General features: G+C 40.1%; 16 protein-coding genes. 11 read left to right on the top strand and 5 right to left on the bottom strand.

Annotated features, from left to right (window positions below):
* Positions 1–269: 269 nt before the first annotated feature.
* Positions 270–1,655: a DNA repair protein RadA gene (radA, locus tag AC0L7Q_RS12330; protein WP_178956483.1), complete on the top strand. Its 1,386-nt coding sequence runs from the start codon at positions 270–272 to the stop codon at positions 1,653–1,655.
* A 71-nt stretch (positions 1,656–1,726) separates the two neighbouring features.
* A complete protein-coding gene (locus tag AC0L7Q_RS12325) occupies positions 1,727–2,659 on the top strand; it encodes a hypothetical protein (RefSeq protein WP_413400688.1) in 933 nt (310 codons plus the stop codon).
* 105 nt (positions 2,660–2,764) lie between these two features.
* Here AC0L7Q_RS12325 and serA read toward each other — a convergent pair whose 3' ends face one another.
* From serA to metK, 5 genes are all read right to left on the bottom strand, one after another.
* Positions 2,765–3,994 carry a phosphoglycerate dehydrogenase gene (gene serA, locus AC0L7Q_RS12320; RefSeq protein ID WP_413400687.1) on the bottom strand — a complete coding sequence of 410 codons (1,230 nt, stop codon included), beginning with the start codon at positions 3,992–3,994 and terminating at the stop codon, positions 2,765–2,767.
* Between the two features lie 9 nt (positions 3,995–4,003).
* Positions 4,004–4,657 (bottom strand): ribose-5-phosphate isomerase RpiA, encoded by a 654-nt coding sequence (rpiA, locus tag AC0L7Q_RS12315; protein WP_413400685.1) that lies wholly within the window; start codon positions 4,655–4,657, stop codon positions 4,004–4,006.
* A gap of 52 nt (positions 4,658–4,709) precedes the next feature.
* Complete coding sequence (locus tag AC0L7Q_RS12310; RefSeq protein ID WP_413400684.1) at positions 4,710–5,306, bottom strand: 5-formyltetrahydrofolate cyclo-ligase; 597 nt, start codon at positions 5,304–5,306, stop codon at positions 4,710–4,712.
* Positions 5,307–5,324: 18 nt separating this feature from the next.
* On the bottom strand, positions 5,325–5,870 hold the full coding sequence (locus AC0L7Q_RS12305; protein ID WP_198523598.1) for a hypothetical protein: 546 nt from the start codon (positions 5,868–5,870) through the stop codon (positions 5,325–5,327).
* Positions 5,871–6,009: 139 nt separating this feature from the next.
* Positions 6,010–7,161 (bottom strand): methionine adenosyltransferase, encoded by a 1,152-nt coding sequence (metK, locus tag AC0L7Q_RS12300; RefSeq protein ID WP_008110316.1) that lies wholly within the window; start codon positions 7,159–7,161, stop codon positions 6,010–6,012.
* 265 nt (positions 7,162–7,426) lie between these two features.
* On the opposite strand from metK, the gene tkt reads away from it, so the two are divergent.
* From tkt to AC0L7Q_RS12255, 9 genes are all read left to right on the top strand, one after another.
* The gene (gene tkt / locus AC0L7Q_RS12295) at positions 7,427–9,418 is read left to right on the top strand and encodes a transketolase (RefSeq protein ID WP_413400683.1); all 1,992 of its coding nucleotides are present in this window, start codon (positions 7,427–7,429) and stop codon (positions 9,416–9,418) included.
* Positions 9,419–9,815: 397 nt separating this feature from the next.
* Positions 9,816–11,006, top strand: coding sequence for a hypothetical protein (locus AC0L7Q_RS12290; protein WP_409423753.1), 1,191 nt, complete (start codon positions 9,816–9,818; stop codon positions 11,004–11,006).
* A complete protein-coding gene (locus tag AC0L7Q_RS12285) occupies positions 11,003–11,809 on the top strand; it encodes a hypothetical protein (protein ID WP_409423752.1) in 807 nt (268 codons plus the stop codon). The genes AC0L7Q_RS12290 and AC0L7Q_RS12285 overlap by 4 nt, the downstream gene beginning before the upstream one ends.
* Positions 11,802–12,608 (top strand): hypothetical protein, encoded by an 807-nt coding sequence (locus tag AC0L7Q_RS12280; RefSeq protein ID WP_409423751.1) that lies wholly within the window; start codon positions 11,802–11,804, stop codon positions 12,606–12,608. The genes AC0L7Q_RS12285 and AC0L7Q_RS12280 overlap by 8 nt, the downstream gene beginning before the upstream one ends.
* Positions 12,609–12,926: 318 nt before the next feature.
* Positions 12,927–13,241, top strand: coding sequence for a pyrimidine/purine nucleoside phosphorylase (gene ppnP, locus AC0L7Q_RS12275; protein ID WP_024602085.1), 315 nt, complete (start codon positions 12,927–12,929; stop codon positions 13,239–13,241).
* 189 nt (positions 13,242–13,430) lie between these two features.
* Positions 13,431–13,787, top strand: coding sequence for a ribosome hibernation-promoting factor, HPF/YfiA family (hpf, locus tag AC0L7Q_RS12270; RefSeq protein ID WP_013465684.1), 357 nt, complete (start codon positions 13,431–13,433; stop codon positions 13,785–13,787).
* 141 nt (positions 13,788–13,928) lie between these two features.
* The gene (locus AC0L7Q_RS12265) at positions 13,929–15,161 is read left to right on the top strand and encodes an NRAMP family divalent metal transporter (protein ID WP_413400682.1); all 1,233 of its coding nucleotides are present in this window, start codon (positions 13,929–13,931) and stop codon (positions 15,159–15,161) included.
* A gap of 144 nt (positions 15,162–15,305) precedes the next feature.
* The gene (locus AC0L7Q_RS12260) at positions 15,306–15,749 is read left to right on the top strand and encodes a hypothetical protein (RefSeq protein ID WP_409423748.1); all 444 of its coding nucleotides are present in this window, start codon (positions 15,306–15,308) and stop codon (positions 15,747–15,749) included.
* A 64-nt stretch (positions 15,750–15,813) separates the two neighbouring features.
* Positions 15,814–16,020, top strand: a complete 207-nt coding sequence (locus AC0L7Q_RS12255; RefSeq protein ID WP_413400681.1) for a hypothetical protein — start codon at positions 15,814–15,816, stop codon at positions 16,018–16,020.
* Positions 16,021–16,036: the final 16 nt, after the last annotated feature.

Below are 16,036 nucleotides of genomic sequence, written 5' to 3'. Positions count from 1 at the left end.
CGCTAAATGCGGCCATAATACTATGCGTAACTATACTTTGTGTTTATTGTTATTTTCTAATAGCCAATTAATTGGCAAGAGTTCCTTAGCCTTTTAAAGCAAAAATCATGCCTTAAAGCAGGTTAAGTGAAACTACATTAGTATACTGTGAGTGTGATACTAAATGCACTGTTCCACAAGAGACGCTGTTGCTAAGACAAAGCCAGCAATGGCAAAATAAGCGCTTAACACTGTGTATCTCAAAATAAAGAATAGTAGGTAAGGTTTAAATGGCTAAAGCGGCAAGAGTAGAGTTTGTTTGTACAGAATGTGGCATGAACTATCAACGCTGGCAAGGTCAGTGTCGCTGTGGCGCATGGAACACTTTAGCAGAGTTTAAACCCTCTGCAGGGCAAAATAAAAAGGTAGCTGCTCGTGCAAGTGTAGGTGGCTATGCAGGCGGCATTGGTGGTGGTTCTAAAAAAATTAATGATGTAGCAACCGCAGAGGCTGAAAAACAGCTTACTGAAATTGGTGAGCTAGATCGTGTGCTAAGCGGCGGTGTAACCACCGGCTCAGTTAATATTATTTCTGGCGATCCTGGGGCGGGTAAAACAACGCTGCTATCTGATTTAGTGGCAAGAATGTCTCAGCGTATGCCATCACTTTACTGTACTGCTGAGGAGTCCCTGTCGCAGTTTAAAAACAGGGTTAACCGGTTAAAGCTTAATTACAACGAAGATGAACTTTATTTACTGTCTGAGACCAGTGTTGAAACTATTATTGAAGAGCTTGATAAAAACAAAATTAAATTTGCCGTTATTGACTCCATTCAAGCAGTTGTTACCGATACCGCAAATGGTAGCCCTGGTTCGCCTTCTCAGGTGAAAAGTGCTGCTCAGGCATTAACTCAGTACTGTAAGCAAAACGACGTGACTATGTTTATTATTGCTCACGTAAATAAGAATAATGAAATAGCCGGCCCGCAAACCTTAGTACATATAGTTGATGCACTGTTACATATTGATACCAACGATGGTCAAGTGCGCACCCTGCGTGCTAATAAAAATCGCTTTGGTGATATAGATACTGTCGGTATTTTTAAAATGTGTGAACGCGGAATGCTCAGTGTGGATAACCCCAGTGAGATTTTCTTATCGGGTTCAACCACCGAGTCACCAGGGTCGACGATTACCTGTATTCGTAAGGGAAATCGTAATTTACTACTTGAAATTCAGTGTTTAACCACAGAAACCGAAGCAGAGTTTCCACAGCGAGTGTGTGTTGGTTTAAATATGAACCGGATTAAAATGCTTACCGGTATTTTACGTAAGCACACCAAAACTAAAATATTCCACGATACGTTTTTTAATATTGTCGGTGGTTTAAAAATTGATGAATCAGAAACCTGCATTGACTTAGCGCTTGTTACTGCACTTTTGAGTAGTTTAAACGAATTCGTTGTTCCACGAACCACCTGTATTATGGGAGAGTTGAGTTTAAACGGTGATGTACGCCCAATCGACAGTGGTGTGCCCCGTGTTAAAGAAGCGGCGCAACATGGGTTTACTGAAATATTTATCCCATTTCGTAATTACCATAAATCCATGGAAGGGCTAGGTGCTAAAATAACACCAGTTAAAACCGTGCACGAGCTACTTAGCTTAATAAATTAACGCTTACAGCGACTGCCGAGCAATGTTACTCTTTAGAGTAATACCGCTTATATACAGAATAAGGAAATAACATGAAGAAATTAGTGATTACAGCCGCGATTATTGCTGCAGGTGTAGGTGGCGTAAGCTATGCAAACTATTTAGCAACACAAGAGGTACGCGCTGAGGTTGATAAGCAGTTGGCTTTAGTTAGCGAGCAAACAGGTGCTAGCTTTAACTACGCAGAGTTATCGGCCAGTGTTATTTCAAACAGTGTAGCTATTAGTAATATAGAAGTGACTAGCCCTGAGGGTAAAAATATTGCCACAGTTGAGCATGTTGAAGTGACAGGATACGAAACCGATAAAATCTCGCCACATACTGCTTTTACACTAAAGAATTTCCAATTTGATGAAGGTTTTGTCGCTACACTGCCTGCAGATACAAATACACAACTTGCCTCGGCCAGTTATGATTTACACTCATCATTAGATTACGATGAGCAATCTGGAAACAGCGATATAGTTGTTAAACTACACGCTAACGATATTGCCAGCATTGATATGAATATGGGACTGGCTAATTCTAAAGCGCTTATGGATGCTTCACTAGAAATAAGCAAAGCTCAGCAAACAGCAGGTGATACCCCGCTTACTTATGAGCAAGAGTTACAACAGCAAACACTTATTATGCAAGCAATGAGCAAGTTAGAGCCACGTACTATGAGTGTAATGCTCAATAATCAAGGTGAGTTAAGTACCTTGCTAGAAAGTGAGCTAGCCAAACAAGGTATGACACTAGAGCAAATGCAAATGATGCTGGCTCAACAGTTACAACAAGCGCCGGTAACCGAAGAAATAGCACAAGCATTAACTGACTTTGCTAAAGGTCTAAATTCGCTTAGTGTCTCAGCTAAACTGCCTGAAGGTAAAACCATGATGGAAGTAAATCAGCAGCTAATGATGTTAGCAGGGCAACCCGAAGAGCTGGTTAAGTTTATAAATTTAGAAGTAAAAGGCAAATAATAGATTAAGTTGCCAGCTTCCGGTTTAATGTAAAAAGCCGTACTTGATTATTCAAGTACGGCTTTTATTATTTTAGCTGATAGCTGATAGCTGATAGCTGATTATTTAGTGAAGAATACGAGCTCTAATTGTGCCTTCAACTGCACTAAGTTCTTTTAGTGCTACTTCAGATTGATCGGTATCTACGTCAATAACCACGTAACCAATTGCTTCATCCGTTTGTAAGTACTGTGCGGCAATATTAATACCATGCTGAGCAAATGCTTGGTTAATTTGCGTTAACACGCCAGGGCGGTTGTGGTGCACATGTAACAAGCGACTACGGTTGGCAAGTTCTGGTAATGATACTTCAGGGAAGTTAACTGCTGTAATAGTTGAGCCATTATCTGAGTACTTAGCGAGTTTACCTGCTACTTCAATACCAATATTCTCTTGTGCTTCTTGAGTTGAGCCCCCAATGTGCGGCGTTAAAATAACGTTGTCGAATTCACGTAGTGGCGAAATAAACTCTTCATCGTTTGATTTAGGCTCAACTGGGAATACATCAATGGCTGCACCGCTAAGTTTCTTCTCTGTTAGTGCTTCAGCTAGGGCGTCAATGTCAACCACAGTACCGCGAGAAGCATTAATTAAAATAGCGCCTTGCTTCATCACTGCAAGCTCTGCTGTTCCAATCAAGTTTTTAGTTTGCGGTGTCTCTGGAACATGTAAGCTAATAATATCAGCGCGTTGCAACAGCTGCGTTAAGTTATGTACTTGTGTAGCATTACCTAAAGATAGTTTGTCTTCAATATCGTAATACTCCACGTTCATACCAATATTTTCAGCCATAATACCCAGCTGAGTACCAATGTGACCGTAACCAATAATACCTAAGGTTTTGCCGCGTGCTTCAAACGAGCCATTAGCTGTTTTTAACCAGCCGCCACGATGGGCAGCGGCATTACGCTGTGGAATACCACGTAATAACAGCAATATTTCACCAAGTACAAGCTCAGCTACAGAGCGAGTATTTGAAAACGGTGCATTAAATACCGCAATACCGCGCTCACGCGCTGCGTTTAAATCTACTTGGTTTGTACCAATACAAAAACAACCTACAGCAACTAGCTTTTCAGCTGCGTTTAATACAGATTCGTTAATATGAGTACGAGAACGAAGCCCTACAAAGTGCACATCTTTAATGCGCTCTATAAGTTCGTTCTCTGGCAACGATGTTTTAACGTAGTCGATATTGCTATAACCGTTACGTTTTAGCGTTTCAACAGCGCTTTGGTGAACACCTTCAAGCAAGAGAATTTTAATTTTGTCTTTTGCTAACGATACCTTACTCATAACCATATCCTATTTAATTTGTGGCCCATTTTTAGTGCCGATAATCACTTTATCAGCACCGCGCATCGCAAATAGGCCGTTGGTGACTACGCCAACAATTTGATTTATTTGTGTTTCAAGCTGTTTAGCATGGGTAATTTTTAAATTATGTACGTCTAAAATAACGTTGCCGTTATCGGTTACTACACCTTGGCGATAAACTGGGTCACCACCTAGTTTTAATAACTCTCGGGCAACGTAGCTACGTGCCATCGGAATAACTTCAACCGGAAGAGGGAAGTCTCCTAAGGTATCGACTAGTTTTGTATCATCAACAATACATACAAACTGTTTTGCTACTGCTGCTACTATTTTTTCACGAGTAAGCGCCGCACCGCCGCCTTTGATCATTTCATTTAAGGCGTTAATTTCATCTGCGCCATCAACGTATACATCAAGTGCTGCTACATCGTTAAGCTCAAACACTTCTATGCCAAGCTCTTTTAAGCGCGCTGTAGATGCTTCTGAACTTGATACTGCACCAACGATGGTGTCTTTAACTGTGCCTAGGGCATCAATAAAGTGATTAACGGTTGAGCCTGTACCTACACCTACTATGGTGTTTTCTTTTACAAACTCGAGTGCAGCCCACGCAGCTGCTTTTTTTAATTCATCTTGTGTCATTGTTGTCTGCTCATTGGTGTCAAAATAGGCTGTTAGTTTACAAGATTAGTTGTTACCAACAGTAGGTTTTATCGGGTGTTATGATCGTTTTTAGTGGTACATCCCACGATTCAATCGGTAACTCATCGACTTGTTGACACGCATGTGCGAGGCCAATAAGTTGCGGTTGTTGCCAATGATGTTCGTATAAACGTGCCAATGTTCTATCGTAAAACCCACCCCCCATTCCAAGGCGATTACCAAATTTATCAAATGCCACTAATGGCATTAGAACGTAATCCAGCTCAGGTAAGGGGCAAATTTGAGAGCAGTTCAACTTAGGCTCCAAGATACCATAGCGATTTGCTCTCATGGGTGAGTTTTTTTCATAGCGTAGAAATAGTAAATTAGCCCCATTAAATGGATGAATTACGGGCAAGTAAATAGCCTGGCCAGTGTTCCATAATTCATTAATTAACAATGAGGTATCTAATTCGCCATCATTACTTAAATAAAGCGCGATATGACTTTTTTTGGCCGAATCTATGCTTTTTAAGTGTTGAATAAAATTCACTTTAAGCGATTCGGCGGCTAATTCTTGCTGTTTTTTTGATAGGTTATTACGTGCTTTACGAATATCGTGTCTTATTTGTGCGCGATTATTACTCATTAAATAACTTAACCATAATTAAAAAGAGAATAAATTAGGAAATAATAAGTACATAGCAAGTACAATAAGCAATATTACGGCTGTAGAAATCAGCGAATATAAAACAAGGTTGCCGCGTTTTTTGGGCTCAGTAGAGAGAGGCTCATCAAGCATTAAATCGTCATCTTCCCATACTTCATTATTTTCATCAGGTAATGATAATTCAACTTCAGGGAGGCGTTGTTCAATATCTTCTAGTTTTTCTTCAAGGCGAATTAGGCTACTGGTAATGTAATCTAGGGCGTCAAATAAGCGCTGATCTCGCTGGCTGTCGTAAGCTGTTTGAGGTGCCGTTTGTATAGCCGCAGCTTGCTGAAGTTTGCTTTTAATCCCCAGCGTTGAAAGTAACTTAGCTTGCTTGAGTGCTTTATCTTTGGGGCAAGGGGCAAATAACGGTTTGCCATCAAAAAAAGCAGCCACTTTTTCTGGCGAGGTTTTCAGCTTTTCTGTCAGTGCAGTGGTCACTGCTTGGCTGTCTGCACCTTCTGCAAGTCCTACAAATATAACACGAAAATTGTCGGCCATTTTTTATCCCTAATACGCTTTATTGTATAAGCAGAGTATATACCTAAAATGTTAAACAGTTCGAGACTGTTTTACGACTAACTTAGTACACATAGCAAAACGGCCCTAAAAAGGGCCGTTTAAATATTAGCTAAGTGGCTTATAGACCAGCTGCTGCGCGAAGCGCGTCTGCTTTATCTGTGCGTTCCCATGGGAATTCGTCACGACCAAAGTGGCCGTAAGCCGCTGTTGGAAGATAAATAGGGCGCTCAAGATCAAGCATTTGAATTAGACCGTAAGGGCGTAAGTCAAAGTGTTCACGAATAAGTTCAATTAAACGCGCTTCTTCTAATTTACCTGTGCCAAATGTTTCAACACTGATAGAAGTAGGCTCTGCAACACCAATAGCGTAAGACACTTGAAGTTCACACTTATCAGCAAGGCCTGCAGCAACAATGTTTTTAGCAACGTAACGTGCAGCATAAGCTGCTGAGCGGTCAACTTTTGATGGATCTTTACCAGAGAAAGCACCACCACCGTGACGAGCCATGCCACCGTATGTATCTACAATGATTTTACGACCAGTTAAACCACAGTCACCCATTGGGCCACCAATAACAAAACGACCCGTTGGGTTAATGAAAAATTTAGTTGCGCTAGTAATAAGCTCAGCAGGAAGTACTGGCTTAATAATTGTTTCCATTACCGCTTCTACTAAGTCATTTTGCGATACATCTTCGCTGTGCTGAGTCGAAAGTACAACGGCATCAATACCTACTGGCTTGCCATTTTCGTATGCAAATGTAACTTGTGATTTTGCATCAGGGCGTAACCAGTTAAGTTCGCCACTTTTACGAACCTCAGCTTGACGCTGTACTAAACGGTGAGAATAAGTAATTGGAGCAGGCATTAATACTTCAGTTTCGTTACATGCGTAACCAAACATTAAGCCTTGGTCGCCAGCGCCTTGCTCTTCAGGGCTTGTACGGTCAACACCTTGGTTGATGTCTGGAGACTGCTTACCAATCGTGTTTAAAATTGCACACGAATCTGCATCAAAGCCCATATCTGAGTGTGTGTAACCAATTTCACGTACTGTTTTACGTGTAATTTCTTCGATATCAACCCATGCGCTAGTAGTGATTTCACCACCAACCATAACCATACCGGTTTTAACGTAAGTTTCACACGCTACACGGGCATGAGAGTCTTGCTCTAGGATAGCATCAAGTACCGCATCAGAAATTTGATCGGCGATTTTATCCGGATGACCTTCAGAAACAGATTCAGAAGTAAATAAATGTTTTGCCATTGTAATTATGCTCACAAATATTGCGCTTCACAAACGTCGGTATTAGCGCTAAAAAATTAAGGCGCGTATTTTATCTAAAACAAGCGAACTTGCATAGTTTTTTTACGCCTAGACGTCTAAATAAAATATCTAATAGTAAAAGGTTCTTAAAAAATATTCATAATGCCCTATTTTTATGGGTTTTTAATTGCACACAGCCCCTACAATAAGTAAGAATGGAGGTATATAAATACCCGCGCAAATACATATAAAGGTAGGAGAATTCATGCCATCTCGCAAAGAACTTGCAAATGCTATTCGCGTCTTGTCAATGGACGCAGTACAAAAGGCCAAATCTGGTCACCCTGGAGCCCCTATGGGCATGGCTGATATCGCAGAAGTACTATGGCGCGATTATCTAAAACATAACCCAACAAATCCAGAGTGGGCTGACCGAGATCGATTTATACTCTCAAATGGTCACGGTTCAATGCTAATTTATTCTCTATTGCATTTAAGTGGTTATGATTTACCACTGGACGAAATTAAAAACTTCCGCCAAATGCACTCTAAAACGCCAGGCCACCCAGAATATGGATATGCGCCAGGAATTGAGACCACTACGGGCCCATTAGGTCAAGGGATCACAAATGCCGTAGGTATGGCAATTGCTGAAAAAGCATTAGCCGCTCAATTTAACCGTGAAGGCCATGACATTGTTGATCACCACACTTACGCATTTATGGGTGATGGTTGTTTAATGGAAGGTATTTCTCATGAAGCCTGTTCGCTTGCTGGCACATTAGGCCTAGGCAAGTTAGTGGCATTTTGGGATGACAACGGCATTTCAATCGACGGTGAAGTTGAAGGTTGGTTTAGCGATGACACACCAGCACGTTTTAAAGCATACGGCTGGCATGTAATTAGCGACGTTGATGGCCACGATAGCGATGCTGTAAGTGCTGCAATTAGCGAAGCAAAAAGCGTGACCGACAAACCAACGCTAATTTGTTGTAAAACAGTAATTGGATATGGCTCACCTAATAAATCAGGTAGCCACGACTGTCATGGCGCACCACTAGGTGATGACGAAATTAAAGCATCTCGCGAGTTTTTAGGTTGGACGGGTGATGCATTTGAAATCCCTGCTGACATTTACGCACAGTGGGATAACAAAGAAAAAGGCCAACAGCTTGAAGCAAGCTGGGATGAAAAATTTGCCGCCTACGAGCAAGCATTCCCAGAGCTCGCTGCTGAATACAAACGCCGTACAAATTCAGATTTACCCGCTGATTGGGCTGAAAAGTCACAAGCGTATATTAAGCAGTTACAAGCAAACCCTGCAAACCCAGCATCACGTAAAGCATCACAAAATGCATTAAACGCATTTGGTCCGTTACTACCTGAGTTTATGGGTGGCTCTGCTGATTTAGCAGGTTCAAACTTAACAATTTGGGATGGCTCTAAAGGCTTAACTGCAGACGATGCAAGTGGTAACTATGTTTACTACGGTGTACGTGAGTTTGGTATGTCGGCAATTATGAACGGTATTGCACTTCATAAAGGCTTTATTCCTTACGGTGCAACGTTCTTAATGTTTATGGAATACGCACGCAACGCAGTACGTATGGCTGCATTAATGAAGCAACCAAGCATTTTTGTATACACGCACGATTCAATTGGTTTAGGTGAAGATGGTCCAACTCACCAACCAGTAGAGCAAATTGCCAGCATGCGTTTAACGCCTAACCTTTACAACTGGCGCCCATGTGACCAAGTTGAGTCGGCAATTGCATGGCAACAAGCTATTGAACGTAAAGACGGTCCTACCTCATTAATCTTTACTCGCCAAGGCTTAGAGCAACAAGCACGTGATGCACAGCAATTAAGCGACGTTAAAAAGGGTGGTTACATCCTAAGTTGTGACGGCAACCCAGAGCTTATTTTGATTGCAACCGGCTCTGAAGTACAACTAGCGCAAGATTCTGCGAAAGAGTTACGTGCGCAGGGTAAAAAGGTACGTGTTGTATCTATGCCGTGTACTGATGCGTTTGAAGATCAATCGCCTGAGTACAAAGAAAGCGTATTACCAGCAAGCGTTTCTCGTCGCGTAGCGATTGAAGCGGGAATTGCTGATTACTGGTACAAGTACGTAGGTCTAAATGGCGCTGTAGTCGGTATGACCACCTTTGGTGAGTCGGCACCAGCTAACGAGCTATTTGAATTCTTCGGCTTCACCGTAGAAAACATCGTTAACAAAGCAAAGGCATTGTTTTAAGCGACTGCTTTAACATTTAAAAGCCCGCGCTGTGTATAACAGGGCGGGCTTTTTTGTAGGCTGGGTAGGGCATCGCAGCGAAACCTAATGGAGAGAACTTGTGCCGTCAACTTTCAGTTTTCAGTTTAACTCACAATGAAGCCCACAATGGGAGGGAGGTCAGCACTAATTTTTTATAAAAGTTGAAGGTTTGAAACTTTGTGCCGCAACCTGCAGTTTAAGTCCTACTTAAGGAGAACGTTAAAACAATTAAGTTGTCACTATAAATAGCCACTTTAAATATTTACTAGGACCGATAAGCGTCCGAATGAAGGTAAGTACAGCATAAAATTATTTTTGCTCTAAAAATTAGTTTGCAGTATCATTTCGGGCACAGACTCATTTACAAGGAAGAAATATGTCTTGGTCAAAACTCAATAAAACTATCAATGCCCATTCTGTAATCCCTCTTGACGCGCTAAGTTGTCGTGATTTTGGTGTTAATCTCCCCGTTAATTTTCCATTTAATAAAGTTAAATTTACTTGCCAAGCTCTCGCTATGCTATCGCAGCTCAATGATTATGATTTAAAAATGGTCAGTGCCGATATCATTCAAATATGCGCGAACCCTAATGCCACAAACTCAATTAAGCATAGCCGTAACCCGCTGCGCCGTTTATGGCGAACAAAATATCCATTTCGTAATTATCATTTTTTAATACGTTATACATTAGAAACAAATAATATATCTATAACCGATATATTATTTGATAAGCAATTAGAGGGAGCCAAAAATAATTTTTCTGCAGAGCGTACTATGCTTTATGAAGTGAAAAGGAGAGGCAGTCATACATACGACAAAGCAATGAATGATGATGAAATAAAGAAAGTACAGGGAGCTTGGGAACGAATACCAACTCCAACCACACATATAAAAACGCAGCATGCGGCGGTTAATGGTATGCAAAATGAGCTTAACAAAGCCACATGGTTAATGGGCACCCACCTTGATAGAGCTTATGAGGGCGATGGTATAAAAGCCTATACTTTGTTTCATAACCCCACCGATTATACAAAACTTGACTTAATTGAGTGCGCGTTTGATAAGCGTTCAGGGACTAAATCCCACAATGCTCAGCATTTAGCAGCTGTGCTGGCACAAAATAATCAGCAAGGTAAACAAGTAAAATGGCTAGCTCACAGCCAAGGGGCAATCATTTTTTGTGCGGCACTGGAGCATTATCGTATTCACTATGGTAAGTCACTTACAGGTCAGCAACTCGCCGTGCACGGCTCAGGCTCAAATGTCGAACGTTTAAAACGCATTGCACATAGCGTAGGTGTAAAAGTTGTCTCAGTTCGTAATAACCCTTATGATTTAGTGCCTAATTTAGCTGATCGCAGTAAAATATCATCCAGTAGTTTAGTACGTTCGCTGAAATTTAAAGGCCTGGTTACAGATGGCTCTGTTGGCGAAAGCCCACACACTTTACCGTTTTTAGGCTTAGTCACCTATGCAGCTCAGCTAGAAATGCTAGGTAATAATGAAAAGGCCGATATAGTAAGAAAGTTTATTAAAACTTTACCGCCTACGGATGCGCGATTATGATCAAATTAGCCAAGGCTTTTTACCGTGGTTTTATTGGCGGGCCCATTTTTGAAAATTGCATCCACTATCGCTTTATTCTAGAAGATAGTCTGTTAACACTTGATATGCCTAGCAGTAATGTTGCTGCTGTACCGTCTACCATTGACGTGTCGTTTCCCTATAATTCGAAAACTTGGTTTAATCAGCACAAAGAAGATTATTTCCATCACGTATATGTACATATGCTTACTAAAAACTGGATGTACTTGCCACCAGTAAGCTATTTACCAAGTAGTGAGTATGGTATGCTTAGTTGCCAACTAAGGATTAAACAATCTAATGAAATCAATGTACTGGATATTGTGCAATTAAAGCGTTTTGTGATTGAATCATACGATAACTTCCATTGGGGACCTGATGGCAGAAATACAGAAGTTAAAAATGACACTACGTTAGAATCAAGTAAAATGGCCGTCCCTTTTGAGCCTGATGAGTTAGAGGAAGAAATTTTAGGACGTATTGAGACTCGAGGATATCCACCACTACCAGCGGCCAAAGAAGTTATACTTAATAATCGCCAGTGGGTGTTTTACCAGGTAAAAAGAAATAACAGTCTCTCTCGCCAAGATTTTTATTGTTTACCATTAAGTGAGCATGCATTTTTAGAGGTTGAATTTAATCATCGTGTTGACCGCTCTGATAAGCATAAAAAATGGGCTAAGCATGCACTTGAATCACAGCAGCGAATTATGGAATCAATTAAACTCAGTGATTTACCCCCCGATCACGATAATTTAATTACAGATAATTTTAAGAATGATTAATTTAGCTAAGGCGTTTTATCGTGGTTTTGTAGGAGGCCCTAGTTTCGACAACTGTATTCATCATCGCCTCATTTTAGAAGAGAAGCTATTAACACTCGATGTGCCGGATAGCAATGTCGCAGCTGTACCATCTACCATTGATGTCTCGTTTCCTTATAATTCAACAAGCTGGTTTAACCAACACAAAGAAACGTTCCTTTACCATGAGTATGTTCATATACTCACTGAAAATTGGATGTATTTGCCTCCAGTAAGTTATTTACTAAGCAGTGAGTATGGCATGTTTAGTTGCCAACTAAGAATTAAGCAAACTAATAAAATCAATGTTCTTGATACTATGCAATTAAGACGCTTTGTAATTGATGAGTATGATAATTATCATTGGGGGTCAGATGGTTATAACACTAAGCTTCAAAATGATACTAAGCTAGAGTCGAATAAAAGAGCAAACCCATGGGAAGGCGAAGCACTGAAAAAGGAAATTTTAGGGCGCGTTGAATCTTATGGTTATCCGCCACTGCCGGCAGCTAAAGGAGTAATTATTAATGATCGCCAATGGGTGTTTTATCAAATAAAGAAAAGTAATAAGCGTTCTCGTCAAGACTTTTATTGTTTACCATTAAGTGAGCATGCATTTTTAGAGGTTGAATTTAATCATCGTGTTGATCGCTCTGATAAGCATAAAAAATGGGCTAAGCATGCACTTGAATCACAACAGCGAATTATGGAATCAATTAAACTCAGTGATTTACCACCCGATCACGATAATTTAATTACTGATAATTCTAAGAATGCTTAACGTAATCGAAGCGTTTTTATGGCTTTTAAAAGTTTAAAAGCCTGTCCTGTGTAAAACAGGGCGGGCTCTTTTATAAGTTGTACTTTTTTCATCACTTCTCTAAAGCGTAGCGTCTCATCGCCCTCTTTATGCATAAATTACTAAAAGATCTGTTCGAAACTCGCATCCCGTTGCTCGAAGCAAATTCCCCTATAAAGTCGTTCTTTTTTAACCTTTTGGATTTTAGATGAGTAATTTTCACAGCACTTAACTTGCAAGGTTTTTGTGTATCAGGCACTGTGGGGGCAACAAAATTATAAATTAACAACAGGAGTTAACATGCCAAAGTTCGATAACGTTAGTGTGGTTAAAAAAGCCAATGTGTACTTCGATGGCAAAGTGTCAAGCCGTACTGTGCTTTTAGGTAATGGTGAGGCTAAAACCTTGGGTTTTATGCAACCCGGTGAATTTGAGTTTAATACTAACCAAAAAGAGTGCATGGAGTTGTTAGCAGGGCAGTGGGATGTATTACTACCTGGTGAAACACAGTGGAAAACATTTAATGCGGGTGAGTCATTTAACGTTGATGCTAATGTGAGCTTTCATGTAAAAGTAAGTGATTTTGCAGATTATTGTTGTTCATACACCGATTAATTTGTTGATTGATTAAATTATCAACACCTCTAAAGGCCGCTTCAAAGCGGCTTTTTGCATACTTAATGCTAAATGAATGATCTAAATCAGGTGGGGTAATAAATAATTGCGTAATTTTCATTTTTTCTCTTGTGTTAATTCGTTTAGCCCCCAATACTAACTATGAGGTAACAAATAAAAGGATACCCTATGAAAATTAATCTTTCTGGTCACCATGTTGACGTTACTGATTCTATTAAAGAACACATTAACGAAAAGTTCTCAAAAGTCGCGAGCCATTTTCCATCATTGATATCTCTAGATATTATTCTTTCAAAAGAGCATCATAAGTTCCAAGCAGAAATTAGCACAAATTATGAAGGTGCGCGTATATCGGTAAAAGGGGAAAACGAAGTTATGTATCCTGCTATTTCCAGCGCAGCTAAAAAACTCGATGCCGCACTAAAGCATCGTAAAGGGCAAATAAAAGCGAACTTACATGAAAAGCCTGTAAGTACCACACCAGAAATAGCACATGAAATCATCCAAGAGATGGATTTAAATTAATAACTAACAGCGTGTTATTTTAAAAAGAGCCTAAGGGCTCTTTTTTATTGCCTGTAAATTAGGTAAGTTATGCATTCACACAGTTTATTAATGATAAAAATTAATAATAAAAGCACATAACACACCAAATTTGAGAAGTTAATGCAGTACACACAAAACACATGGAAGTCTCGGTTAGGGGCGCTCGGCCCAGGTATTTTAATGGCAACCGCTGCCATTGGTGGCTCACACTTGGTGGCCTCTACTCAAGCAGGCGCATTATTTGGCTGGCAGCTATTTTGGCTTATTGTGGTGGTTAACGTTTTAAAGTACCCGTTTTTTCGCTTTGGTATGGAATACACACTCGCCACCAAAAACAGTTTAGTAGAAGGGTATAAAAACCAAGGCCCTGGCTATTTTTACAGCTTTATTGCCCTCAATATTATTGCCGCTGTGGTAAATACCGCAGGTGTATTGTTGCTTACGGCGAGCTTATTACACTACGCATTACCTATTAGCATTCCTGTTACCTTATTGTGTTGGGTAATATTGGCCGTGTGTTTAATTATATTATTACTGGGGCATTTTAAAGCACTCGATAATGTTGCAAAAGCTATTATGGGGCTACTTACTATAGCAACCATAACAGCATTAATTATTGCTATAAATAACGGCCCTGTAGCGCCTGTAAACTATGTTGGTCCCTCACCGTATGAACTTGCCATGTTAGGCTTTATGGTTGCCTTAATGGGCTGGATGCCAGCGCCTATTGAAATATCGGCACTGAGCTCGTTGTGGCTTAAAGAAAAACAAGCTCAGCAAAGTGTGACTAAAAACCAAGGCTTATTCGATTTTAATCTAGGTTATTGGTTAACCGCCGGGCTTGCGCTGGTATTTTTTAGTTTAGGTGCGTTAGTGCAATATGGGCAAAACAGTAATATAGAGCTCGGTGGTGTAGCGTTTGCTAAACAGCTGATTGATATGTACGCATCAACAATAGGCGAGTGGGCAAGGCCTTTGGTATCAGCCATCGCGTTTTTGTGTATGTTTGGCACCACACTCACCGTACTTGACGGTTACGCCCGCACACTTAACGAATCACACAAATTACTTGGTTTTAAGCAATCTAAACACAGCTTAAATACGTGGCTTATACTGCAAGCATTGGCCGGTATGGCGGTTATTTTATTTTTTAAATCAGCCCTTGGCCCTATGCTTACCTTTGCAATGACACTTGCTTTTGTAACCACACCGGTTTTTGCATGGCTTAACTTCAGCCTAGTGCGCTCAGAGCCCGCGATTAAACACAGTCTACTTTTGCGTAGCTTAACGTGGTTAGGTTTAGTGTACTTGGTTGGCTTTGCTGTGGCGTTTGTGGTTTGGAAGATGGTGTGATTTTATATTCAAGGTTCAAGGTTCAAGGTTCGAGGTGAAAGATACAAATCAAACAACCTCTGCATAAATGTCGACTAGTGTGGGCCACGATAGCCTGCGGTGGGCGAGAATTAGCCTGTCAAAAGTAATAGCTAGGTGAAAAAGATGATCATACTTGAAAGCCAAGTATTTAAGACAATCCCTAAGTCTCCAGAACAGAGCTGTATCTTTTTAAATAATACGCAAACAGATAAAGTTGTTGATGGTACTTATTTGGAACTTTGTATTAAAGCAGGTTGTAAATACCTTGTCTTTATAACGGATGACACTCCTTACGAGGATCTGCTTCATATTCACCTTTTAAATAAACACCTTGATGTTGTTGATTCAGCTACTATTGGAAGCATGTATTCAACGGGATCTTTTAGAAATTATAATATTCAAAACTCGAACACGTTAAATTTTAATTTTATTGGCGATGCTAAATGGAAAATAGAAATACTAGATAGCAAGGAATTCTTATTTCCTCTTGTTTCTTCACTTAAAGGAGTTTCGAGAAAGAATATTTTTTATCAATATTTTAAAATTTATAGCACCCCTTCGTTATAAACCTTGTAACTTTAAATTGTCCTAGGGGAACATTATTTTATGTTTAATCTATAAGGTGGAAACTATGATATTCAATATGCTCATTACAAACAACTTCGCATCATTTTATGATGAGGATAAAGAAGTACATATTTTTATTGATAGCTTTGATAATCAAAGGTTTGAAATGCGAATAGGGGACTTAGAACACTCGAAACCACTCGGTAGTGTTATCGCTTTTACTGATGATGAGTTAAATATAAAGTTATTAGCGCTTTATATTAAATATTAATACACAAAAAAATGAG

The sequence above is a fragment of the Pseudoalteromonas sp. KJ63-1 genome, from assembly GCF_055808145.1.
Note: the sequence above shows the minus strand (reverse complement) of the source record. Positions and strands in the feature narration are given on the sequence as shown.

Coding starts and splice junctions, on each gene's coding strand:
- AC0L7Q_RS12285 (WP_409423752.1), top strand. CDS start 11,003: ATGATCAAATTAGCCAAGGCTTTTTACCGTGGTTTTATTGGCGGGCCC.
- AC0L7Q_RS12305 (WP_198523598.1), bottom strand. CDS start 5,870: ATGGCCGACAATTTTCGTGTTATATTTGTAGGACTTGCAGAAGGTGCA.
- serA (WP_413400687.1), bottom strand. CDS start 3,994: ATGAGTAAGGTATCGTTAGCAAAAGACAAAATTAAAATTCTCTTGCTT.
- AC0L7Q_RS12310 (WP_413400684.1), bottom strand. CDS start 5,306: ATGAGTAATAATCGCGCACAAATAAGACACGATATTCGTAAAGCACGT.
- rpiA (WP_413400685.1), bottom strand. CDS start 4,657: ATGACACAAGATGAATTAAAAAAAGCAGCTGCGTGGGCTGCACTCGAG.
- AC0L7Q_RS12260 (WP_409423748.1), top strand. CDS start 15,306: ATGATCATACTTGAAAGCCAAGTATTTAAGACAATCCCTAAGTCTCCA.
- AC0L7Q_RS12265 (WP_413400682.1), top strand. CDS start 13,929: ATGCAGTACACACAAAACACATGGAAGTCTCGGTTAGGGGCGCTCGGC.
- ppnP (WP_024602085.1), top strand. CDS start 12,927: ATGCCAAAGTTCGATAACGTTAGTGTGGTTAAAAAAGCCAATGTGTAC.
- AC0L7Q_RS12280 (WP_409423751.1), top strand. CDS start 11,802: ATGATTAATTTAGCTAAGGCGTTTTATCGTGGTTTTGTAGGAGGCCCT.
- metK (WP_008110316.1), bottom strand. CDS start 7,161: ATGGCAAAACATTTATTTACTTCTGAATCTGTTTCTGAAGGTCATCCG.
- tkt (WP_413400683.1), top strand. CDS start 7,427: ATGCCATCTCGCAAAGAACTTGCAAATGCTATTCGCGTCTTGTCAATG.
- AC0L7Q_RS12255 (WP_413400681.1), top strand. CDS start 15,814: ATGATATTCAATATGCTCATTACAAACAACTTCGCATCATTTTATGAT.
- hpf (WP_013465684.1), top strand. CDS start 13,431: ATGAAAATTAATCTTTCTGGTCACCATGTTGACGTTACTGATTCTATT.
- AC0L7Q_RS12290 (WP_409423753.1), top strand. CDS start 9,816: ATGTCTTGGTCAAAACTCAATAAAACTATCAATGCCCATTCTGTAATC.
- AC0L7Q_RS12325 (WP_413400688.1), top strand. CDS start 1,727: ATGAAGAAATTAGTGATTACAGCCGCGATTATTGCTGCAGGTGTAGGT.
- radA (WP_178956483.1), top strand. CDS start 270: ATGGCTAAAGCGGCAAGAGTAGAGTTTGTTTGTACAGAATGTGGCATG.